The 22085-nt window shown below is 69.2% G+C and carries 19 protein-coding genes and 1 riboswitch; of the genes, 7 read left to right on the top strand and 12 right to left on the bottom strand.

What is annotated here, in order from left to right:
* The first annotated feature begins 121 nt into the window (after positions 1–121).
* Genes ACHAAJ_RS11175 through ACHAAJ_RS11165 form a run of 3 tightly spaced genes read left to right on the top strand, consistent with a single transcriptional unit; the run spans position 122 to position 2267 of the window.
* A complete protein-coding gene (locus ACHAAJ_RS11175; protein WP_435728219.1) occupies positions 122–673 on the top strand; it encodes a DUF2238 domain-containing protein in 552 nt (183 codons plus the stop codon).
* Entirely contained in the window at positions 670–1425 is a 756-nt protein-coding gene (locus tag ACHAAJ_RS11170) for a glycosyltransferase family 2 protein (protein WP_435728218.1), read from the top strand. The genes ACHAAJ_RS11175 and ACHAAJ_RS11170 overlap by 4 nt, the downstream gene beginning before the upstream one ends.
* Positions 1422–2267, top strand: coding sequence for an SDR family oxidoreductase (locus ACHAAJ_RS11165; protein WP_435728239.1), 846 nt, complete (start codon positions 1422–1424; stop codon positions 2265–2267). The genes ACHAAJ_RS11170 and ACHAAJ_RS11165 overlap by 4 nt, the downstream gene beginning before the upstream one ends.
* Here ACHAAJ_RS11165 and ACHAAJ_RS11160 read toward each other — a convergent pair.
* Entirely contained in the window at positions 2264–2578 is a 315-nt protein-coding gene (locus ACHAAJ_RS11160) for a DMT family transporter (protein WP_435728217.1), read from the bottom strand. The genes ACHAAJ_RS11165 and ACHAAJ_RS11160 overlap by 4 nt on opposite strands.
* A gap of 10 nt (positions 2579–2588) precedes the next feature.
* Positions 2589–2655: riboswitch (guanidine-III (ykkC-III) riboswitch) on the bottom strand.
* A 99-nt stretch (positions 2656–2754) separates the two neighbouring features.
* Between ACHAAJ_RS11160 and ACHAAJ_RS11155 the strand changes: the two genes are divergently transcribed.
* Complete coding sequence (locus ACHAAJ_RS11155; RefSeq protein WP_435728216.1) at positions 2755–3387, top strand: uracil-DNA glycosylase family protein; 633 nt, start codon at positions 2755–2757, stop codon at positions 3385–3387.
* A gap of 94 nt (positions 3388–3481) precedes the next feature.
* On the opposite strand, the gene ACHAAJ_RS11150 is transcribed toward ACHAAJ_RS11155, so the two are convergent.
* The 7 genes from ACHAAJ_RS11150 to ACHAAJ_RS11115 all read right to left on the bottom strand — a co-directional run bounded on the left by ACHAAJ_RS11150 (position 3482) and on the right by ACHAAJ_RS11115 (position 11949).
* A protein-coding gene (locus ACHAAJ_RS11150; protein WP_435728215.1) for an IS3 family transposase occupies positions 3482–4752 on the bottom strand; the annotation gives its coding sequence in 2 pieces (ribosomal slippage) (positions 3482–4467 and positions 4467–4752; 1272 coding nt in all).
* 207 nt (positions 4753–4959) lie between these two features.
* Positions 4960–5241, bottom strand: a complete 282-nt coding sequence (locus ACHAAJ_RS11140; RefSeq protein ID WP_435728213.1) for a YciI family protein — start codon at positions 5239–5241, stop codon at positions 4960–4962.
* A gap of 465 nt (positions 5242–5706) precedes the next feature.
* Positions 5707–6441: a catalase-related domain-containing protein gene (locus tag ACHAAJ_RS11135; protein ID WP_435728212.1), complete on the bottom strand. Its 735-nt coding sequence runs from the start codon at positions 6439–6441 to the stop codon at positions 5707–5709.
* A gap of 54 nt (positions 6442–6495) precedes the next feature.
* Positions 6496–8100 (bottom strand): PQQ-binding-like beta-propeller repeat protein, encoded by a 1605-nt coding sequence (locus ACHAAJ_RS11130; protein ID WP_435728211.1) that lies wholly within the window; start codon positions 8098–8100, stop codon positions 6496–6498.
* Positions 8101–8228: 128 nt separating this feature from the next.
* The gene (locus tag ACHAAJ_RS11125) at positions 8229–9434 is read right to left on the bottom strand and encodes an SH3 domain-containing protein (protein WP_435728210.1); all 1206 of its coding nucleotides are present in this window, start codon (positions 9432–9434) and stop codon (positions 8229–8231) included.
* Between the two features lie 161 nt (positions 9435–9595).
* Complete coding sequence (locus tag ACHAAJ_RS11120) at positions 9596–10282, bottom strand: hypothetical protein (RefSeq protein ID WP_435728209.1); 687 nt, start codon at positions 10280–10282, stop codon at positions 9596–9598.
* Positions 10283–10452: 170 nt separating this feature from the next.
* A complete protein-coding gene (locus ACHAAJ_RS11115) occupies positions 10453–11949 on the bottom strand; it encodes a helix-turn-helix domain-containing protein (protein WP_435728208.1) in 1497 nt (498 codons plus the stop codon).
* A gap of 157 nt (positions 11950–12106) precedes the next feature.
* Here ACHAAJ_RS11115 and aceA point away from each other — a divergent pair, with 157 nt between their 5' ends.
* The 3 genes from aceA to ACHAAJ_RS11100 all read left to right on the top strand — a co-directional run bounded on the left by aceA (position 12107) and on the right by ACHAAJ_RS11100 (position 15411).
* Positions 12107–13411 (top strand): isocitrate lyase, encoded by a 1305-nt coding sequence (gene aceA, locus ACHAAJ_RS11110; RefSeq protein ID WP_435728207.1) that lies wholly within the window; start codon positions 12107–12109, stop codon positions 13409–13411.
* Between the two features lie 32 nt (positions 13412–13443).
* The gene (gene aceB, locus ACHAAJ_RS11105; protein WP_435728206.1) at positions 13444–15075 is read left to right on the top strand and encodes a malate synthase A; all 1632 of its coding nucleotides are present in this window, start codon (positions 13444–13446) and stop codon (positions 15073–15075) included.
* Positions 15076–15171: 96 nt separating this feature from the next.
* Positions 15172–15411 carry a hypothetical protein gene (locus ACHAAJ_RS11100; RefSeq protein ID WP_435728205.1) on the top strand — a complete coding sequence of 80 codons (240 nt, stop codon included), beginning with the start codon at positions 15172–15174 and terminating at the stop codon, positions 15409–15411.
* Positions 15412–15443: 32 nt separating this feature from the next.
* Here ACHAAJ_RS11100 and ACHAAJ_RS11095 read toward each other — a convergent pair whose 3' ends face one another.
* The 4 genes from ACHAAJ_RS11095 to benC all read right to left on the bottom strand — a co-directional run bounded on the left by ACHAAJ_RS11095 (position 15444) and on the right by benC (position 22081).
* Complete coding sequence (locus ACHAAJ_RS11095; protein ID WP_435728204.1) at positions 15444–18167, bottom strand: LuxR C-terminal-related transcriptional regulator; 2724 nt, start codon at positions 18165–18167, stop codon at positions 15444–15446.
* An 86-nt stretch (positions 18168–18253) separates the two neighbouring features.
* On the bottom strand, positions 18254–19627 hold the full coding sequence (locus ACHAAJ_RS11090; RefSeq protein WP_435728203.1) for an MFS transporter: 1374 nt from the start codon (positions 19625–19627) through the stop codon (positions 18254–18256).
* A gap of 70 nt (positions 19628–19697) precedes the next feature.
* Positions 19698–20492, bottom strand: a complete 795-nt coding sequence (locus tag ACHAAJ_RS11085; RefSeq protein ID WP_435728202.1) for a 1,6-dihydroxycyclohexa-2,4-diene-1-carboxylate dehydrogenase — start codon at positions 20490–20492, stop codon at positions 19698–19700.
* Positions 20489–22081: a benzoate 1,2-dioxygenase electron transfer component BenC gene (benC, locus tag ACHAAJ_RS11080; RefSeq protein WP_435728201.1), complete on the bottom strand. Its 1593-nt coding sequence runs from the start codon at positions 22079–22081 to the stop codon at positions 20489–20491. Before benC ends, ACHAAJ_RS11085 begins: the two co-directional genes overlap by 4 nt.
* Positions 22082–22085 lie beyond the last annotated feature (4 nt).

Raw genomic sequence — 22085 nt, 5'->3', positions numbered from 1 at the left:
CCCTTTTCACAGCGCTTCCCCTCGCCTGTTCAATGCCTTCATCCGATCATGGCACCGGCGGTGCCCCGGTGGAATAGCGGGGCGGCGGCCCGCAACGCGCGGCGGCCATTACGGTGGGAGCATGACGACCATCCGCGCGGTGCCGGCCGACACGGGCCGAGCCATCGGTCTCGCGGCCATCCCCGCGGCCTGGACGCTGGCTGGCCCGGTGGCGGCGTCCGTCATGTTCCTCGTCTTCGGCGGACAGTGGGCGCTCCGGTACTACGCGCGCGGCACGGCCGAGGACGTGTTCGGGCAGGCGGTGCTCCTGTGCTCCGGATGGCTCAGCGTGGTCGGCGCGTATGCCGCGGGCCCCGCCCTCGATCTGATGGCCCATTTCGCGGCCACCGCCGTCCTGACCTCGCTGGCGTGGGACATGTTGCGCCACCACGGGCTGGTGTCTGGGGCCCCGTCCGGCCGGCCGCGCCTGCGCGCCGGCGCGGTCCTCGCCGGAACGTCGTTGGGCGCGCTCTTGGCAGTGCTGTGGGAAATCGGCGAATGGGCCGGATATTCGTTCCTCGCCCCCGAGATCGGCGTCGGGTACGTGGACACGATCGGCGACCTCGCGGCGGCGGTCGCCGGCGCGCTCGTCGGCGCGCTCGCGGCGACCGGCCCGGCGGGCGGACGCGCATGACCCGGCTCTGCGTCGTCGTGCCCGTCCTGGACGACGCCGATCACCTCGCCGTCCTGCTGCGCCTCCTCGCGGCCCAGACCCGTCCCGCCAACCAGGTGGTGGTCGTGGACAACGGATGCTCGGACGCGAGCGCGCGGATCGCCCGGACCGCGGGCGCGGAGGTCGTCGTGGAGCCGGCGCGCGGCATCCCCGCGGCGGCGGCGCGGGGCTACGACGCGGCCGACGGCGACATCGTCGTCCGGTGCGACGCCGACACCCGGCCCCCCGCGGACTGGTTGGAACGCATCGCCGCCGCGTTCGACGCCGATCCCCGCCTGGACGCGCTGACCGGGCCCGGAACCTTCTACGACCTCCCGCGCCGGTCCGGCCGGGCGGCCGCCGTGCTGTATGCCGCGGGCTATTTCCTGGGCGCGGGCAGCGCCATCGCGGCCGTCCCGCTGTGGGGTTCCAACATGGCGTTCCGGAGCCGGGTGTGGGAGCGGGTGGGGCCGCTCGTCGCGCGCGACCGCCAGGACGTGCACGACGACCTGGACCTCAGTTGCCGCCTGGGGCCGGACGCCAGGGTGCGGTTCGACGCACGCCTGCGGGTGGGAGTCGCCGGGCGGATGTTCCATTCCCGGGCGGCCGCCGCGCGGCGCTTCCGCCTGGCGGCGCGCACACTGCGGTTGAATTGGACCGAGCTCGGGCCGGGCGGCCGTTGGGTCGCCCGGACCACGAAAGGACGGAAGACATGGAGAGGCAAACGGGCATGAACATCCTGATCGCCGGTTGCGGGGACCTCGGCACCGAGGCGGGGCTGCGTTTCGCGGCCGCCGGACACCACGTCACGGGGTGGCGCCGCAACCCGTCCCGTTTGCCGCAGCCGATTGCCGGTGTCGCCGCGGACCTGACCGGCGAGCTGCCGCCGATCCCCGCCGGGACGGACGTCGTCGTCTACACCCCGGCGGCCGGGGAACGCTCCGCTGACGCCTACCGCAGGACGTACGTCCACGGCCTCGCGAACGTTCTCGACGCGCTGGGGCGGGACGGCGTCACCCCGCGGCGGTTCCTGTTCGTCTCCTCCACCACCGTCTACGGCGACGCGGCCGGCGCAATGGTGGACGAGGACACCCCCGCCAACCCCGCGTCGGCCACGGGGGGCCTCATGCGGGAGGCCGAGCGCACGCTGCACGGCCGCCGACCGGACGGGATCGTCCTGCGGCTTTCCGGGATCTACGGGCCGGGGCGCACCCGGCTGATCGACACGCTCAGGGCGGGCACCGCCGTCGTGCCGTCCGGGTCCCACCCCACCAACCGCATCCACCGCGACGACGCCGCCGCCGCGATCGTCCACCTGACCACGTCCGTGGCCGAACCCGCGCCGCTGTACGTGGGCGTCGACGACGATCCGGCCGAGCTGGGCGACGTGCTGCGTTTCCTGGCCGCCGAGCTCGGGTTGCCCGAACCGCGCGTCGGCGAGACGACGACGACGCGCGGCGGGAACCGGCGGCTGTCCAACGCGCGACTGCGGTCCACCGGTTTCGACCTCGCCTACCCGACGTTCCGCCAGGGCTACCGGGCGATGCTCGAAGACAAGGCGGCTCCCCGCCACTAGTGCACGGTCTTCAGCCCCACGACGCCGCCGACGATCATCGCCAGGAACAGCACCTTGAGCAGGGACACCGATTCGACGCCGGTGGCCATCGCGTACGCGACGGTGAGCACCGCCCCGATTCCGACCCACACGGCGTAGGACGTGCCCACCGGGAGCTCGCGCATCGCGTAGGCCAGCCCTCCCATGCTCAGGACCAGCGCCACCACGAAGACGGTGCTGGGGACGGGGCGGCTGAATCCCGCGGACTTGTCCAACGCCGTAGCCCACACGGCCTCGAGGACCCCGGACAACACCAAAACAACCCACGACATGACGGCCTCCCGCGGGCCGTCTTGTCGCACACCGGGTACGGCACCCCTCGTCCGGGGGCCCGCCGACCGGGCCCACGGCCATGGTCGCACGTACCGTCTGCGCCCGCACACCCGCAAGAGATAGAGTCGTGGGTAACGGAAGCTCGCCTAGGTACATGGAGTGAACGATGCGGAAGATGGACTCGCCCGAATACCAGGCGGCGCAATTGGCCAGGATCCACGACGAGAACATCGAGGCCGTCACGCAGTTGTGCGAACAACTCCGTGAGCGGAAACCGGACTTCGGCGTTCCCTACATCGACCCCGTCCACGACGTCGACGAGGCCCGGATTGTCAGCCTCCTCATCGCTCCGGGTGTGGGAACGGCGTCGGGCTTCCTGTCCCTGGAGAACGACGACGACACCGCCGCGCGCCTGGCCGAGGTCTACGAAGCAGCCGGTCTCCAACCCAAGCACGCGATCCCGTGGCACGCCCACCCGTGGGACCTGCCCTCCGGTCAGAAGACGGTCCTGACGCCCGAGCAGGTGCACGACGGGGTCCGGCCCCTGCGCCAGTTCCTCGACATCATCTACCGGGCATCGGCGATCGTCGCCCACGGCAGCGGCGCGCACAAGGTCATGGCCGCGTTCTCCAAGGCCGGCGGCGACCGCATCCTCCGCGAGCGGGTCATCAAGGTCTACAAGGTCGATTCGCCCGGGCCCATGGGCTCCGTCGGCTCGGCAGCCCACAAGAACAAGAAATTCGACGAGATGGTGGCCGCCTACGTGGACGCAATGGGCGGCGTGGGCATCCCCTCCAACCCGCGCTAGGAAACTGCTGAACAATTTTCCAGGTTTAAGGCGCGCCTCCGGCGTTTCGGGCCGTGGTCATTATGAATCCCACTGGGTTCGATGGAGACTGCTGTTAGGCATTCTGCGTTGACAGAATACACGCTTGTTGGTTGGCGTTTTCCCATTCGTTGGGCGGGATGTCGCCCAGGCTCGAGTGGAGCCGATCGGCGTTGAACCAGGCGACCCAGCGGGCGGTCGCCGTCTCCACGTGCTGGCGTGATTTCCAGGTCGTGTAGCGGTCGAAATCGATCAGTTCCGTCTTGTAGAGGCCGATTGTCGATTCCATGAGGGCGTTGTCGTACGCGTCGCCCACGGTGCCGATGGAACCGGCCATGCCGGCTGCCACGAGGTGTTCGGTGAGCTTCACAGAAGTGTATTGCGAGCCCGCGTCCGAGTGGTGGATCAGGCCCGTGGCCGTGAACTCCGTATTCGTGCGCCGGCGCAGCGACAGGGCCTGTTCAAGTGCATCGGTGACCAACGGCGCCTCCTTGCTCATTGTGGCCTTCCAGCCCAGGATCCGCCGGGACGCGGCATCGGTGACGAACGACACGTAGCAGAAGCCCGCGTACGTCCAGACGTAGGTGAAGTCAGCCACCCAGATCCGGTCCGTGACCCCGGTGTCCCATTGGCGCCCGACCCTGTCCGGGAACCTCGCCGCGGTGTCGTCCCGGTGGGTCGTGAAGGTCTTGTGCCCGCCCCGGATGACTCCGCGCAGGCCCGCGGCACGCATCAGCCGCGCCACCCGGTCCCTGCCGACTTCGTGCCCCTCGCGCACGAGTTTGCGCCACATCTTGTGCACCCCGTAGACCGAGAAGTTATCCGCGTGGACCCGCTTGATGACCTCGGTCATCGACGCGTCGGAGACCTCCCGCCGCGAGGGCTCGCGGCCCGTGGCCGCGTAGTAGGTCGATGGGGCAATCTTGCAGCCGTGCTCGGTGAGCACGGTGCAGATTGGTTCGACGCCCCACCGCAGGCCGTCGGCGTCCCGGCGGTCCTTGTGTGCCGCGATGAACGCGACTATCTGACGTGTGGCCGGTCGATCTCGGCCGCGAAGAAAGCCGAGGCCGCCTTCAGGATCGAGTTTGCCCGGCGCAGCTCCGCGTTCTCACGCCGGAGCTTGCGCATCTCCTCGCTTTCGGCGGCCGTGGTCCCGGACCGCGTCTCGTCTTCGATCTCGTGCTGCCTGACCCACGGGCGCATCGTCTCCGAGCTGACCCCCAGCAGGTCGCCCACGTGCTTGCGCGAAGCCGCGCCGGACTCGGCCGGCGCCTCTTGCCGCCGCTCCAGATACATCCGCACAACGCGGGCCCGTGTCTCATCATCAAATTTCCTGCCACTGGCCATGACTCTATTCTCCCTGTTAGGTAAGAGCCTCCATCAAACCCAGTGGGATTCAACCACCTTGAGATCGCCGTCGCGGAATGGGTCGACTGGTACAACTTCCGGCGCCTGCACGGTGAGCTGGGACACGTCCCACCCGTCGAATACGAACGGGTCAACGCCGTGGCAACAGCACCGGAAACCCCGAGGCTTGACACTGCGGAAACCTTTTTAGGAGGAGAGCGGTCCCAGCACTGGGCGCCAGTCGTAGACCTGGGTGGCTCCGATAACTCCGGCCTTGGTGTACGGGTCCCGCGCCAGTAGTTCGGTGAGATCGTCGGTGGAGTCGACCCGGAAGATCAATAGGGCCCCGCTTTGGTCCTCATAGGGCCCCGCTTCCACGAGTTTGCCCTGCACCAGTAGATCCTTCAGATAAGTCACGTGCTCGGGGTGGGCGGCGTCAAGGGCCGCAGTGTCGTGAGTGAAGGACCAATGAACGACGTGCAGGGCCATAGGAAGTGCCTTTCGGTCAGGGAAAACCCGGTGTCCGGACCGCTGTCACAGTAAGCGGGCCGGATTGGTGGTGACGTGCGTCATACTGACGGTAAACGCTAGCATATTCTCGGACCCTCCCAGCTGAGTAGGTCATGGCCTCGGTCGCCTAAGCCTTGATCCACCGAGCCGCCTGGCGTCGCCGGGCAGTTCATTGAGCTGTTGAGTAACTGTGTTGTGGGCGCGTTTTGGTGCCCGGCCTCGCTGCCGGTGGCGTTCCACCATGTTCCTGTTTGTCGCCGTTGTGAGGGCCGGGGGCTGGTTGCTATGCGGGTTGCGGCGGCAGCCAAGGCCACCGCCAAAGAATGAATTAGGACCCACGAGTTTTAGGGTTCCCGCTCTCGAATCCGACACGAGTCTCCAGCTGGGGTAGCAGCCGGAACGCGGGGGACGGCCGACTGCCTCCCCCAGCGGGCCCGCGGGGGTCTACGGCGCGGCCGGAGACCCGAAACGCTCCCATACACGGTGGTTCGCGACCAATCCGACCACCTCGGTGACCGCGATCTCGACGTCCGCCTCGACGATGCCCGGACCCGCCGTGGGCAGGCCCGCCGCCGCCAGGCATCCGACTCCGGGCCCGGCCAGCACGATCGCCTTGGCCTGCCGGTAGGTCTCTTGGAGCAGCAACACCAACCGCGGGTCGATCCCGGCAGCGTCCGGCGGCACCACCGCACCGGCCTTCCCGTCCAGGTCCGGATGCGCGTCGGGCCCGGGTTGCGGAGCGGCCGCAAGGATAACGGCGTCGTACTCGACGGAACGAGCGGTGAGGAACATCCGGTCCACCGGCGAGCCGTCGGCGAGGAAGCCGCCCGGGGGAGCCACCAGCACCGGGGACATCCCCGCTTGGTGTCCGTCCGCGACGAGACGGCCGACCGTCGATCCCGGCGTCGCGTGGTCGACGACGATTCCCACCACGAGCCCGTCCACCGGCCACGATTTTCCGACGTGCGACAGGGCGCCGCTGGTCTCCGTGTCCGCGACGTCGATCGTGGGTTCCGGCGCGGGGAGGCCCAACCCACGTGCGACGCCGGCGCAAAGATCCGCGTCGATGTTCGCCAGGGCCTGCAGTTGGCGGGCGCGGACATCCTCGCGCGTGCATTTGCCGAGTTCGAACGAATAGGCCTGCTGCACGTGCAGCCGCTCCCGCGGGTGTGAAGACATCGCGACGCGGCAGAATGCTTCGGCTTCCAGGAGGTGGCCCGGACCCATGCCCACCTATGGGGCGCCGGCTGCGTTCGCCTCGGCCGGTGGCCGTGGGAGGCCGTAAGCGACCATGCCGTCGCGTCCGCCGAGCACGACGACGTCATCCGCCGCGTAGCCGATCCGCCGCAGCTCGGACAGTTTCGGAGGCGTGTCCACATCCTTCAGGTCTTCGCGTCCGCAAGTGAACACCGCGTCTTCGGTGCTCGGCGTCACCTTGTCGTCGCCTGCACTCCACGCATGGCCGGCGGCAATGAAGCGCCGGACCTCCACTTCGCCCCGCGCCGCCGCACACAACACCGCCGGCCCGAATGCCCCGGCCAAGGCACCTTCCTCGCCGCTGGAAATGTCGATGGCGGAAAATACGCCACCCGGCTTCTCAATGTGAATATGGTCCCCGCCCGGGACGATGTGCCGCGACGAGGTCTCGCCATCCCACGCCTCTGCCGTATCAACGCGCCACAGCTCGTCGCCCGTCTCCTTGTCGAGCCCGGCGACGAACGCCTGCGTGCCCTCCTCGGCGATCGATTCCCCGTCCGCCGTCTCGGTGGCCACGACTTTCCCCGCTGAGAATCCGCAGAGAACCAGCACGTTGTCCGGGCCGCCATGGCTCCGCCACGACTGGTCGCACCGCATGGAGACCCCCTCGGCCTCCCATATGGTCTCTCCGGTCTCGCGGGAGAGCCGAACGGTTTTGCTGGAGGCCGGCAGGTCGACGGTGGTCGTGTCCCTGCCGCCGTTCGAAGTTGTGGTGCGGCCACCCACCCCCGTTCCCAGCAGTGGCCGGGATTCGTCCACGGCCCAGGCCCAGCCGTAGTCCGACGAGAAGCCGTCGGCGAAGATTTCCTCATAGGGCCGGGACCAGACGAGGACGCCATCCGCGCCGTACCCCAGTCTTTCCTGGCCGGCACCGCGGGCTTCCGATACGGAGAGTTGTTTCCCGAGGCGAACCGCGTCCTCGCTCACCAGTGGCATCGGCAGTTCAGAAGTGCGCCGCGACTTCCACGCGCCGGAGTCCCAATCGAAGACGACGCCGGTTCGGTCCGACCATGGGCGTTCGGCCCCGTCGTACCACCACGATCCGGTGGCACAGAACGAATCTCCGCACGTCTCTGGTCTGTCGGCGTAGATGGGCTGGGTGCGGTCCCGGTCCAGGTGTTCCCCGCTGTCGACATCAATGACGCGCAGGGCCCCCGGACCTCCACCATCGGACGCGTAATAGGCGGCGTAGGTGCGGCCGTCGCGTTCCAACGTCGAGACGGAGGCGACGACACCGCTCGAGCCCATTCCGAAGAGTGCGGGCTCCCTCCACGCCTCTTCACCCGTCATGGCGTCGCGGGCGATCAGGTGCATGTGTCCTCCGTCGGCCACATAGGCGAGGACCACGCCGTCTACACGTACTATCCTGCTCATCAGCTGGTCGCCGGAACGCCATAGCACCTCCGACGTCGTGTCCATCCGCTGCCGCTCCGCGGATTCCGCGGGCTCCCCCTCGCCCACGACGCACCCGGCGAGCATGACGGCGACAAACAGGCCAGCTATCGCCGCCGTGGTCCGCCGCGCGCCCCCGGGGCTCCGCAGGCGGACGCTTCGAAAGCGGGTGCGGAAGACGGATGCCACGGATTCTCCTCTGTTCGACGCGGTGGACACGTCAAAACTATCGAGACCGCAGGACAGAAAACGCCCGGAAACCGAAACTGTGGATAAGTTGCTCGCGCCGCTCCGGGACAGTCAGATCCTTCCGGATCTCAGCACGGTAGCGACACGGGCAGGGCCACGGGAGTCTGGACCACCGCACCCACCCCGTCCGTGCCGCGGTGCACCCTGCAGAGCCCAAGCCCCTTGGCGGCCAGACCCGTCTTGATCTGCCGGATGGAGTCGGGCGAGAATCCCTGCCACTGGAAGTGCATCAAGACCGTGTCACCCGCGGCCGCGCGGGTTACGGCCCGGCTGATCGTGACCGTTTTCGACTTCGACTGCCAGTCCCACGTGTCCTTGCTCCAGTTCCAGATGTGCATGCCCGCCGCCCGGTAGCCGCATTCGACCGCCGCGTTGACGGCGCCGTAGGGCGGCCTGCCCCAATTCGACCGCACGCCGGTTCCCTGCAACTGGGCGTGGACCTGCGTGCAGGTAAGCCGGCGGAGGTCGGGGTGACTGACCGAGTGGTTGATCATCCACTGCCCGTGCTGCCGCCCGTAGACGGCCAGATCGACGCCATGGCTCGTGCGGAACTTGGCCAGGCAATCCCCTGTGGGCGCGAGCACCAGGGCGATGCCGTCGTCGCGCGCCCAGCGGACCGTCTGCGTGTAGGACGCCAGCGTGCGCGGGCAGTCGTCGTAGGTCAGCACGACGCGGGCCGTCTTGTTCGGGCCCTTGGTCCGGGCGTTGTACCGGCTCGCGCCCGAGGAGGTCACGTACGCGCCACTGACCCAGCCGGTCGCGCCCGCGGCGGTGACCCGGTACCAGCCATTGGAGTGCCGGGAGTGGATACGCAACGCGCTTCCCGCGGGAAGCGTCTTGACGACCCGGTACGCCGTCCCCGCCCCGGTGCGCATGTTCACCAGCGTCGTGGTGGTGCCGGCCGTCGTGGCGGCCGGCTTCGGTGCGGCGGCGCCGATCCGCACGTATTGGACGCTCACCCAGCCCGTCGAGCCCGAGGCGGTGACCCGATGCCATCCACTGCTGTGCGTGGCGAGGATGGACACCTTGGCGCCCAGCGCCAAGACCTTGACGATCCGATAGGTCGTCCCCGCGCCGGTACGCAGGTTCAGCCGCGCAGTGGTCGTTCCGGTCCGGTGCGCCGTGACGGCGGGCACCGCACGCGGAACGACGGCGGATTTGGTCACCAAAGCGCCGGCGGCGGCGGGCTGCGGACCCGCAGGCGCGGCCGCGGCAGGTAGCGGCTGGACGACAATGGCGACCGCCAGCCCACACGCGGCCAGCACCCTGAACACGACTCCCCCACGAGCACGATTTCCCAACATTTTGTGGCCCCCAAAGCCCCGTAAGAACGTAGTGGGATCAGCGTGGGCCTGCGACTGGGGAACGTCAAGGGATTTTTACAAGAACTACACACATACTCCGCGCCGAGCCGCTGGCACCGGAATCGGCCGAATCAGCGGTTGGTCCGGTCCAGTTCTCCACAGGCGACCGGAAGCGTCGCCCACGCGGGCAACCCCGGCAGGGAGGCCACGGACTCCGGGAGCGGATTGACCTCCGGATCCGGGTCGATGCCGTGGATCACCACATGGCGGGTGCCCAATTTCAGCGCCTCCTCCAGCTCCTCCTGCAGATGCGACTTGGAGGCCTGCTCGCGATACTCGTAGCGGCCGTTCGCATCGGCTACGGGGAAGTCCAGGGACGGCGCGAAGCTGTCGAGTTCGCTGTCCAGGGAAACCAGGATGGGCCCGTACTTCGGCAGGCCCTCTATGACATCGACGAAGCCGTCGTTGTTCTTGTCGTCCGAAGCGTCCGGACACTTTTCACCTGCGTGGATGTGCTGCGGATGCAGCGTACCCGCGGTGACGCCCCTGACCTTGATTGTCACGCTCACGTCATCGCCCCGGACCTTCACTTCCGCGCTCCCACGCGTCGTGGGAATGGTGTAGGTCGTATCGCCCACCGTGTGGCTGCCCGCATTCAAGGGCTTGAGCTGCGTCGCGAACGTCCGCCCCGCGTCCCGCTCGTGGGGTTTGTGGCCATTCCAGTCCGGCTGGTTGCCCGTGGAGGCGACGGCCCCGCCGGCCCCCAACAACACCAGGGCGGCCGATGCTGCCCCTGCCAATATGGCTGATCTACGCATGATGACTCCTGAACGAATTCCGGGCTCCCTACGGCATATCGGGGTAGCGTCGCCCGTCGTACACCGACTATTCGGAGTGACGCGGCTCACGGATTGGAGTTCGACGGTATTTTTTCTAGGGTGACACCGTCCCGGGGACACCGTGCGCGCAAAGGCGATCCGGTGCGGCGTCAGTCGCCGGTATGCGCGCGGAGGAACTCGTAGACCTCGGTCTCGTCCACGCCGGGGAACGCGCCGGGCGGCATCGCTGCCAACAGGTGCGAGTTGGCGCGCGCGGCAGGCCACGCGTTCCCCGCCCACTGTCGCGCCAAATCGTCCGGCGGCCGGCGGCAGCACGCCTCGTCCGGGCACCGGGACTTCGACCGCTCCGTCGTGTCCCGCCCGCGGAACCACTTCACGTGCTGGAACGGGACGCCGATGCTCAGCGAGTACGTCCCCGACGAGTGCCGCTCCGTGCGCGCGGTGCACCAGAACGTGCCGACCGCGGTGTCCGTGTACTGGTTGTAGGCGCGGAACTTGTCCGCGACGTCGAACACTTCGCGGCTGGTCCAGTACCTGCACACAGGCTGCCCCTCGATGGCGCCGGTGTGGTCGGCGGGGAAGTTCACGCCGTCGTTCTCGTAGGCCTTGTGGATGATCCCGGACTCGTGGACCTTCTGGAAGTGCGTGGTGATGCCCAGGTGCTCGGTGGCCAAATTCGTGAACCGGTGGGCCGCGGACTCGTAGGACACCGCGTAGGCGTCGCGCAGGTCCTCGATGGCCAACTCCTTGGCACCTTTGGCCGTGTGCAGGAACCCGACGGTGGGCCGTTCGGGCATCAACAGCGCCGCCGCGAAGTAGTTCGTGTAGACCCGCTGGCGGAGGAACTCCGAGTAGTCGGCCGGCGTCTGGTGGCCCAACACGTAGTGCCCCACGGCCTGCAACAGCACCGAACGGGCGTCATGTTCGTCGCGGGTGGACTGCGTCAGGTAAATTCGGCGGTTCTTCAGGTCGGTCACGGAGCGCGTCGAATGGGGCAGGTCGCCCACGAAACGCAGCCCGAAACCCAAGTGCTCGGCGATGTCGGCGGCCACGTGGTGGGACAGCGGACCGGCACTGTGCCCGACGGCGTCGAGTAGCTTCTGCGCCCCGCGCTCGAGCTCCGGGTAGTAGTTGTTCTTCTCGCGCATCTCGGCACGGATCTCGGTGTTGGCCCGCCGGGCCTCCTCGGGGGTCGCCGCCTGCTCGTCAAGCCGGCGCTCGAGTTCGTTCTGCAACCCCACCAGGGACTCCAGCACCTCCATGGAAAGCCGCGAGCTGACGCGGACTTTCGGAAGCCCGAGCGACCCGTACAGCGGCCCGCGCTGGGCGCGCTCAAGCTCGATCTCCAGCGCCGCCCGGCGGTTGGGCGGCTCTGAGCCGAGCAGTTCGTCCAGGCCCGTTCCCAGCGCCGTCGCCAGCTGCTTGAGCAGGCTCAGCTTGGGTTCGCGCTTGCCGTTTTCGATAAGGGAAAGCTGCGACGGCGCCGTCCCCACCAGCTCGCCCAGGCCGTCCAGCGTGAGCCCCCTGGCCTTGCGCAGGTGGCGCACCCGGCGTCCCAGCGAAATCACGTCCAGGTCGTCGGCGGCGGCGTCCGGGGAGCTGGTGGACGTGCCCTTGGCGGGGCGGTTCCAAGTGGGAGTCGTCATTTCTTGATGGTACGCGAAGAAATGCCAATCTTTCCTTCAATTCCCTCTAGTGAAGTGTGCTGGAGTGCAGAAAAGTGAGTCCCACGAAGAAAAACGCCGGAAGCCGGGCACCGTCGCCCAGCACCAACGTCCGGCCGAGCGATACGAGGAGAACACGATGACCGAGAACCAGAACCCCACCGCATCCCGCGAAGAGGCCTTGGAGCTGGAGTGGAGCACCAACCCCCGCTGGAACGGCATCACCCGCGACTACTCGGCCGCCGACGTCGTCCGCCTCCAGGGACGGGTCCAGGAGGAGCACACGCTGGCCCGCCGCGGATCCGAGAAGCTCTGGACGCAGCTGACCGAGGAGGCCAAGACGGGCGGCTACACCAACGCCCTCGGCGCCCTCACCGGCAACCAGGCGGTGCAGCAGGTCAAGGCCGGCCTCCGAGCCATCTACCTATCCGGCTGGCAGGTCGCCGCCGACGCCAACCTCTCCGGCCAGACCTACCCGGACCAGTCGCTGTACCCGGCCAACTCCGTCCCGCAGGTCGTCCGCCGCATCAACAACGCGCTGCTCCGCGCGGACCAGATCGAGTTCTCCGAGGACATCCAGACGGTCGAGGACTGGATGGTCCCGATCGTCGCCGACGCCGAGGCCGGCTTCGGCGGACCGCTCAACGCCTACGAGCTCATGAAGTCGATGATCACCGCCGGCGCCGCGGGCGTGCACTGGGAGGACCAGCTCGCCTCGGAGAAGAAGTGCGGCCACCTCGGCGGCAAGGTGCTCATCCCCACGAGTCAGCACGTGCGCACCCTGAACGCCGCCCGGCTCGCCGCCGACGTCTCCAACACCCCGTCGGTCGTCATCGCCCGCACCGACGCCGAGGCCGCCACGCTGATCACCTCCGACGTCGACGAGCGCGACCAGGAGTTCATCACCGGCGAGCGCACCGCGGAGGGCTTCTACAAGGTCCGCAACGGGATCGAACCCTGCATCGCCCGCGCCAAGGCCTACGCGCCGTACTCCGACCTCATCTGGATGGAGACCGGCACCCCGGACCTGGAGCTGGCGCGCAAGTTCGCCGAGTCGGTCAAGTCCGAGTTCCCGGACCAGATGCTCTCCTACAACTGCTCGCCGTCGTTCAACTGGAAAAAGCACCTCGACGACGCCACGATCGCCAAGTTCCAGCGCGAACTCGGCGCCATGGGCTTCACCTTCCAGTTCATCACCCTGGCCGGCTTCCACGCCCTGAACCACTCGATGTTCGACCTCGCCCAAGGCTACGCCGAGTCCGGGATGAGCGCATACGTCGAACTCCAGGAACGCGAGTTCGCCTCCGAGGCCCGCGGATACACCGCCACCAAACACCAGCGCGAAGTCGGCACCGGCTACTTCGACAAGATCGCCACCACCCTGAACCCCGGCGGCAGCACCCTCGCCCTCGTGGGATCCACCGAAGAGGGCCAGTTCCACTAACCAGCCTTTTGGACCAGCAAGGAGTTTGAGCCATGAACGATCCCATCACCCTCAACGGAATCACCCTCACCGCGTCCCCCGTGTGCCGGCAGGAGGAGATCCTGACGCCCCAAGCGCTGGACTTCCTCGCCACCCTGCACCGGACGTTCGAACCACGACGTCGGGAGCTCCTCCAGGAGCGCACGTCCCGCACCCGGCGCATCGCCAACGGCTCCGACCCCCGCTTCCTCCCCGAGACCCGAGGCATCCGCGAGGACCGCGAGTGGCGCGTGGCCCCCGTCGCCCCGGGCCTCGAAGACCGCCGCGTGGAGATCACCGGCCCGACGGACCGCAAGATGACCATCAACGCCCTGAACTCCGGGGCCAAGGTGTGGCTCGCCGACCTGGAGGACTCCAACACCCCCACGTGGCGCAACGTCGTCAAGGGACAGCTGAACCTCCGGGCCGTCCTGGACCGCAACATCGACTTCACCTCCCCCGAGGGCAAGGAGTACAAGCTCGCCGGGCAGACGCTGACCGACCTGCCGACCATCGTGGTCCGGCCGCGCGGCTGGCACCTGCCGGAGAAGCACCTGCTCGTCGCCGGCGAGCCGATCTCCGGTTCGCTCGTGGACTTCGGGCTGCACTTCTTCCACAACGCCCAGCGCCTCATCAGCCAGGGCCGCGGCCCCTACTTCTACCTCCCCAAGACGGAGAGCCACCTGGAGGCCCGTCTCTGGAACGACGTCTTCGTGCTGGCGCAGGACCTGCTCGGCATCCCGCAGGGGACCATCCGCGCGACCGTCCTGATCGAGACCATCACGGCGGCGTTCGAGATGGAGGAGATCCTGTACGAACTCCGCGACCACGCCGCGGGCCTGAACGCCGGACGCTGGGACTACATCTTCTCGGTCATCAAGAACTTCCGCACCCGCGGACCGCGCTACGTGCTGCCGGACCGCGCGATGGTCACCATGACGGCCCCGTTCATGCGCGCCTACACCGAACAGCTGGTCCGGGCCTGCCACCGCCGCGGGGCGATGGCGATCGGCGGGATGTCCGCCTTCATCCCGAACCGCCGGGACGAGGTCGCCAACACGGTGGGCTTTGAGAAAGTCGCCGCGGATAAGAGCCGGGAGGCCAATGACGGCTTCGACGGCACTTGGGTGGCCCACCCGGACCTGGTGCCGGTGGCCCGCGAGGTGTTCGACGCCGTCCTCGGCGACCGGACCAACCAGCTGGACCGGCAGCGCGAGGACGTTGTTCCCGACGACCGCGCGCTCCTGAACATCGCCGGCACACAGGGGCTCATCACCGAGGCGGGGATCCGCGGCAACATCGAGATCGGGATCCGCTACATCGAGTCCTGGTTGCGCGGCAACGGCGCGGTGGTGCTGCGGAACCTGATGGAAGACGCCGCGACGGCGGAGATCTCCCGCTCGCAGATCTGGCAATGGATCCACCAGTCGGCCGTCACCGACGAGGGCGACCTCATCACGCGGCACTGGGTCCAGGAGATCGTCGAGGAGGAGTTCGCGCGGATGGAGCGCTTCGAGGGCGACCGTTTCGAGGACGCCCGGGAGATCTTCGAGGAGTGTGCCCTGACGGACGACTACCCCGAGTTCCTCACCATCCCGGCCTACGACCGCTTCCTGTGCGAGACCAAGGAGTACCAGAGCGCCTGAGCGGCGCACAACGGCGCGACGGTGGCCACATTCCCCTTGGGTGTGGCCGCCGTCGCGCCTATTCTGGTGTCATCCCCCGAGAGCAGGAGGCACACGGTGGCACACGAACGGCAGGAACCCGCATGGACCGCGTCCGAACCCATGGACGACGGCGACGCGCAGGCCCTCTCCGACGGCGTGATCGACTTCGAGGACGCCCGGCCCGCGGCCGGGTCGGCGGCCGACGATCCGGCCGGCGTCGACAGCGAACGCCGGGTGGTTCTGCAGGACCGGCGGGACGGCACCGACGCGGACGCCCCCGACGTCGAGGACCCACTGGATCCCCGCGACGCCTGAGCCGCGCACGGGCGCAGTCCGCCTGCGCGGGCTCAGTCCGCTTGGGCCGGGTCCGTCAGGCGGTAGCGCGCCGCGAGTTCGCTGCGCGAGGCGACGCCCAGCTTCTCGTAGGCATGCGTCAGGTGGTACTGGATGGTCTTCACGCTGATGTAGAGCTCCTCCGCCGCCTGTTTGTTGCTCAGCCCCGCCGCCACCAGTTTGGCCACCGCACGCTCCTGCGGTGTCAGCGCGGCCATGTCCGTGTTCTCGCGCCGCGAGACGCTGGTGCCGGCGGCCTGCAGTTCGCGCTCGCACCGCTCCACATAGGCGGCCGCCCCCATCGCGGCGAAGTCGGCGCGCGCGGTGGTGAGCACCGCCGCGGCCTCCCTTCGCTTGCCGGCCCGCCGCATGGTCTGCCCGTAGGCGAAGTCCACGCGGGCCCTGTCGAACGGCCGGTTCATCCCTGCCAGCTGGGCGCGGCCGGCCTCGAACGCCGCGCGCGCGCCGTCCGTGTCCCCCTCGGCCCCCAGGATACGGCCGCGCACATAGGCCATCCGGGCGGTCGCCGAGCGGTGCCCCCGGGCGGCCGCCAGCTCCTCGAGCGGGCGCAGGAACGCGGAGGCCTCCGCCACCCGGTCCTTCATCACCAGCGCGTTCGCGTAGACGTCCTGCCACGGCCAGAACCCCGGCTCGTCCAGTCCCACCGAGCGGTTCAGCAGCAGCAGCGGCTCCAGCGCCCGGATGACGCCGTCATAGTCCGAGCGCGCCTCCGCCGCGCTGGCCATCGCCAGCCGCCCCGGCACCTGCATGACGGGGTAGCTGTCCGACGTGGTGCGGCCGCGCTCGAGGTGTTCGGCCGCGGCGTCCCAGTTCCCGCGCAGCGCATGGATCTGCGTGGCCGTCCAGTGCAGCAGCGGCCGCACCAGGTCCATGCCCACGCGCTCCTGCAGGACCACGGCCTCCTCGGCGACCTGCAGCGAACGGGACCAGCGGCCGGCGGAGAACTCGACGCGGGCCAGCCACGCCCTGGCCCACAGGGAGATCCGGTAGGAGCCGTCGCTGAAATCCGTGGAGACCGCGGCGGAGAGCTCTTCGCGGGCCGCCTCGTGCTGGTCGGTGGCCAGATGCAGCCACCCGCTGCCCATGAGGACCCGCTGGTGCTGGGCGCCCAGGTCCTTCCGCGATCTCAGCTGCGCGTAACCCTCCTCGGCCTCCGCGATCCGGCCCATGGCGCCCAGCCCCAGCCCGCGGATGGCCTGGGATTCGATGAACGCCGGGCTGTCCGGGCGGGCCAATGTTCCCACCTGCGCCGCCCAGTGCACCAGCTCCGGTCCGTCGATCAGCGCCAGCGAGTGCAGGACGCGTCGCTGCGCGATGGTGGCGCGCAGGTCCCGCCCCTCCTCGCCGGTGGCGGCGTCCCATGCCCGCGTCAGCAGTGCCTCCGCAACCCCGCCTTGCCCCTGCAGAATGGCGATGTAGGCGGACACCGCGTCGCGGAACGGGCTCGGGGCGAAGTTGCCGATCTCGTCCGCGTGCGCCAGCGCACGCGGGAGCTGGCCCGCCGCGACCATGGCATCGATCGCCCGGAGCAGGCGGGCCTCGCGCCCCTCGGTCGTCGGGAACAGCTGGCCCGCCGTGAACAGTGCGTCCGCGGCGTTCTGCCAGGCCCCGACCTCCGCCTCGCCCGCCGCGTATTCCTCCAGCTCGGCAGCCAGCGACGCGTCCGGCAGGAGGCTGGCCGCCGCGCGGTGCAGCAGCTTCTGGCCGCGGCCCTCGAGCCTCGCGGCGGCGGCGAGGTGCAGCGTGTTTCTCCGGGACAGCGGCACCCGGTGGTAGACGGCGGCGCGCCGCACCGGCGACGCGAAACCGACGGTGAGCGCCCCCGAGCCCCCGGACAGGGTCAGCAGGCCCGCATCGACCGCCTCCTCCACGGGTCCCAACGGTTCCGGCAATCCGGCCAGTGCGGCGGCGTCGCGCAACGGGGACACCAAGCCCAGGACGCCTGCGGCCTCCACCAGGTCGCGCGCCGGAGCACCGAGCCGCTCGAGCGCCCGCGTGACCTCGGCGGAGAGTTCGGCGGGGGCGGGCAGTTCCGGTTGCCACTGGCTCCGCAGTTCGTGGGGATACTCGCGCAGCAGCGCCAGGATGTGACGGGGGTTGCCGTCCACATGGGCGGCCAACCGGTGCGACGCCGCCGTCGACAGTTCCACCCCGGCCCGCAGGGCGATGCCGCGCACACAGGTCCCGTCGAGGGGCCTCAGGACCACGGGCGTTCCCCGCTCCCCGTCGTGGAGCGCGCGGGCGCCGGGCGGCAGCAGGTGGGCCTCCTCCTCCGTGAGCGTGACCAGGACCAACAGCGCCTCGTCGGTCAGCCGGCGGACCGTGAACAACAGGGCGCGCAGCGTTTCCTCGTCCACCCAGTGCAGGTTCTCAATCAGGACGACGCCGGCGTCCCGCCCCCCGGCGCGCAACGCGGCCAGCAACCGCTCCCCCGGGGGGCCCGCCCCGTCGGCAACCGGGACGGGTGCGCCGAGCAACTGCCGCAACACTCCGCCGTCGTACTCCCGCTCCCAGGCGGCCCCGCTGGCACGCAAGACCGGCGTGCGCGGGTGCGCGGCCAGGAAGGCCTCGACCAGCGCCGACTTGCCGATCCCCGAAACGCCGCGCACCACCGCCAGCTGCGGCTCCCCGGCGGCCGCCGCCTCCAGCAGTCCGTCGAGGATCGCGAGTTCGCGCTCCCTGCCCTCGAACGCGCCCGTTGTCCCGATGCCTCCCATGGGCACCAAGACTAGCGGCAGAGGGCGCCCCGCGACGCGGGGCGCCCTCTGTTTGGTGCGCGTGTGCCGTTCGGAAGCGGCGGAGGCTACGCCTTCTCGAGCGGGGCGGCCGAGGGCGCGTGGCCCGCGTCCGCCGGGACGACCTCGACGATGTCCTCCGGACGCTTCGGGACGAACATGGTCACGAAGGCACCGGCCGTCGCCACCGCGGCGAAGACGTAGAACGCGACCTGGTTCTCGACGCCGGATGCGAGCAGGAACCCGCCCACTAGCGGGCCGAAGATTCCGCCCAGGCGGCCGAACCCGGCGCACCATGCCACGCCCGCGCCGCGGGCGTTGCTGGAGTAGTAGTTGGAGACGAAACCGTAGATCAGCACCTGCGTGCCGATGGTTCCGACGCCGGCGACGGCCACCAGTGCGAGCAGGACCGCCAGGGGGAACTGGAGCGTCATCAACACCATGGCCAGTGCGGCCATGAAGAACGTCGTCGAGACGATCCGCTTCGGACCGAAGCGGTCCGCGGAGATGGAGGCGATGACGCCGCCGACGATCGCCCCGGCGTTGAGCACCAGCAGGAAGGTCAGCGAGTACGTCTTGCCGTATCCGTAGAGGCTCATGATCTGCGGGAGCCAGGTGTTCAGGCCGTAGGTGAGCAGCAGCCCGGAGAAGCTCATCAGGCCCAGCAGGGCGGTCGGGAACGCGTAGCGCTTGGTGGCGAGGGCGGCGAAGCCCACGCGTTCGGCCTTCTTGACGACGACGCTGCCCTCGATGGCGCCAGCGGGGACGTTCACCGGGACGCCGGTGCGCTCGGAGACGCGGACGGCCTCGTCGAGGCGGCCCCGGGTGACCAGCCACTGCGGGGATTCGGGCAGCTTGAGCAGGGCCATCGGCAGCAGGAACAGCAGCGGCAGGGCGCCGATCAAGAACAGTCCGCGCCAGCCGATGACGTCGATCAGGACGATCGCGAGCAGCGAGGCCAGCACGCCGCCGGCCGGTACGCCGGAGTAGACGACGGCGTTGTAGAAGTTGCGCTTGCCGGCGGGGGCGAACTCCGCCACGGTGGCTCCGGCGGTCGCCACGAGGGCCCCGACGCCGATGCCGGTGAGGAAGCGCATGATGCCGAACGTGGCGATGTTCGGGGCCATGGCGGTGATCGCCATGCCGACGGAGAACCAGACGATGCCGGTGATCATGACGCGGCGGCGACCGACGTAGTCGCCGACCGCTCCCGTGGTAAGCGCGCCGACCAGGACACCCATCAGGGCGTAGCTGCCGAGGGCTCCCGCCTGCGCCGGATCAAGCTGGCCGAGCTGGGTCGGGTCGTTCAGCAGGCCGGAGACGACCGTGCCGTAGACCACGAGGTCGTAGCCGTCGAAGATCAGGGCGATGGCCGCGATGGACACCACCCAGCGAACGGTTTTCTTCTGCCTGAGGGATACTGCGAGTTCTGAGGTGTTCATGGTGCGACTCCATTGTCATGGAACCCGCCGGGGGACGGCGGGCCCGAAGGATGGTGCGGGATGGTCTGTGCTAGCCGAGGTCCCCGCCGGCCACCGGCAGCGTGTTGCCGGTGATGTACGAGGCCTCGTCGGAGGCGAGGAACGCGATCGGCGCCGCCTGCTCGTCGAGGGTGCCGTAGCGCTTGAGCAGCGACGACCCGATCGTCTGGTCGACGATCTGCTGGTACCAGGCGGTTTCCCGCTCCCCCTGGGGGGAGGGACCGCGGCGGACCTTGCGCTCCGGCGCCTCGGTGCCGCCCGGGGCGGTGGCCACCACGCGGATGCCGTGCGGGGCCGCCTCCAGGGCGAGGGAGGCCGTGATGGCCTTGACCCCACCCTTGGCCGCGGCGTAGGGGACGCGGTTGACGCCGCGTGTGGCGACGGAGGAGACGTTGACGATCACGCCGGCGCCGCGTTCGATCATGTGCGGCAGGACGGCCCGGCAGGACCACAGCGTGGGGAACAACGAACGGTTGATCTCCTTGCCGATCTCCTCCGGCGTGTAGTGCTCGAACGGCTTCGCCCAGATGGTGCCGCCGACGTTGTTGACCATGACGTCGACCCGCCCGTGCTCGGCGACGGCCGCGCGGACGGCCGAGTCGGCGCCGTCGTACGTCTCCAGGTCCGCGGTGACGGAAATGGCGGACGCGCCCTCGGCGCGCAACCCGGCGGCGACCTCGTGGACCAGTTCGGCGCGGTCCACCAGGACGACGGCGCCGCCCTCGGCGGCGATCCTCCGGGCGACCGCAAGGCCGATGCCCTGCGCCGCCCCGGTCACGACGACCGCCTTGCCGTCGAAGCGGCCCGCGTGGATGGAACCGCTCATGCGCTTGCGTTTCCGGCGTTCTCGGCGGCGCGCATGGTGGCCTTGGCGTGCTCGTTGTGCGCGACGATGCAGCGGCGCGCCGCCTCCTGATCGTTGTTCTCGAACGCCGAGACCAGCTCCAGGTGGTCGTTTGCGACGGAACCCTCGACCCAGTGTCCGCTGCGCAGGACCTTGGACATCAGGCCCTGGACCTCGAGCCGGGAGTACGCCTCGCTGAGGAAGCGGTTGCCCGTGCAGGCGAACAGGAAGTCGTGGAAGGCGGCGTTGGAGACGGTGAAGCCCTCCGCGTCATCGAAGCGCTCGCCGCTCAGCGACTTCCCGGCGACCTCGGCCAGGATGCGGTATTCGGCGAGCTGCTCGGTGGTGAGCCGGCCCATCATCAGTTCCATGGCACCGAGCTCCAGCGCCATCCGGGCATCGAACTCGGCCTCGAACGTCGAGTGCTCCTCGCCGATCTCGTATCCGGTGCCCGTGGCGGGCGCGGCGGGGGCCACGGGTGCGGCCTCCTCGGCGACCTCGGCGACGGCCTCCGCGACCGCTTCCCCTACCTCGGCCTCGGCTTCGGCGGGCGCCTCGGCGGCCGGGACGGCCAGCGCGAACTTCTCGTAGTAGAAGTTCACTGGCACGATGTCCTCGGCGGCCAGGTGGCGGCGGACGCCTTCGACCATGGGCGGCGGGCCGCACAGGTAGATGTCGACGTCGCCGTCGTTGAGGTGCTCGGGCAGGAAGTGGTTGGTGACGTACCCCTTCTTCTCCGCCGTGCTTTCGGGGTCGCCGACGACGACGTCGAAGGTCAGTTTCTCGATCTTCGCGGAGTAGTCCTCCAGCACGTCGACCTCCACCAGGTCGGTGTCCGTGGTGACACCGTAGATCAGGTGGACGGGCTGTTCCGGCTGCTGGCCGGTCATCTTCTCCAGCATCGACAGCAGCGGCGCGAGGCCGGTTCCGCCGGCGAGCAGCAGCGCCGGGCGCTTGAGCTCGCGGAGGAAAAAGCTGCCCATCGGACCCGTGAGGGTGAGCTTGTCGCCGACCTGGGCGGTGTCGCGCAGGTAGGAGGACATGACACCCTTGTCCGTGATGCGGATCAGGAAGGACAGCGTGTTCTCGGTCGGGCCGGAGCTGAACGAGTACGAGCGCGCCTGGTCCGTTCCGGGAACGGACACGTTGACGTACTGCCCCGGCAGGAAGGCGAGCGCGTCGCGGTTCTCGATCTCGACGTCGAAGCCGTAGGTCGTCGTGGACAACCGGCGGATCTGCGTCAGCGTGGCCTCGAACTCGCCGGCCTCGGTCTTCGCGACGTCGGAGGTCGTGGGGATCTGCAGGACCAGGTCCGATTCGGGGACCATCTGGCACGGCAGGCAGAAGCCCTTGTCCGCCTCTTCGTCGGACAGCGCGTCCTCGATGTAGTCGCCGCCGTCGTACTTGCCGGACTCGCAGAAGGACTTGCAGGTACCGCACGCGCCGTCGCGGCAGTCCAGCGGGATGTTGATGCGGGCCTTGTAGGACGCGTCGGCGACGGTCTCGTTCGGCCCGCACTTGATGAAGCGGGTGATCCCGTCTTCGAAGCTCAGGGCAACCTGGTAGGTCATGTGA

Origin of the sequence: Arthrobacter arnarulunnguaqae (assembly GCF_051262515.1) — a bacterium.
GTDB lineage: Bacteria > Actinomycetota > Actinomycetes > Actinomycetales > Micrococcaceae > Arthrobacter_N.
This window is presented reverse-complemented; position numbering and strand designations above follow the sequence as displayed.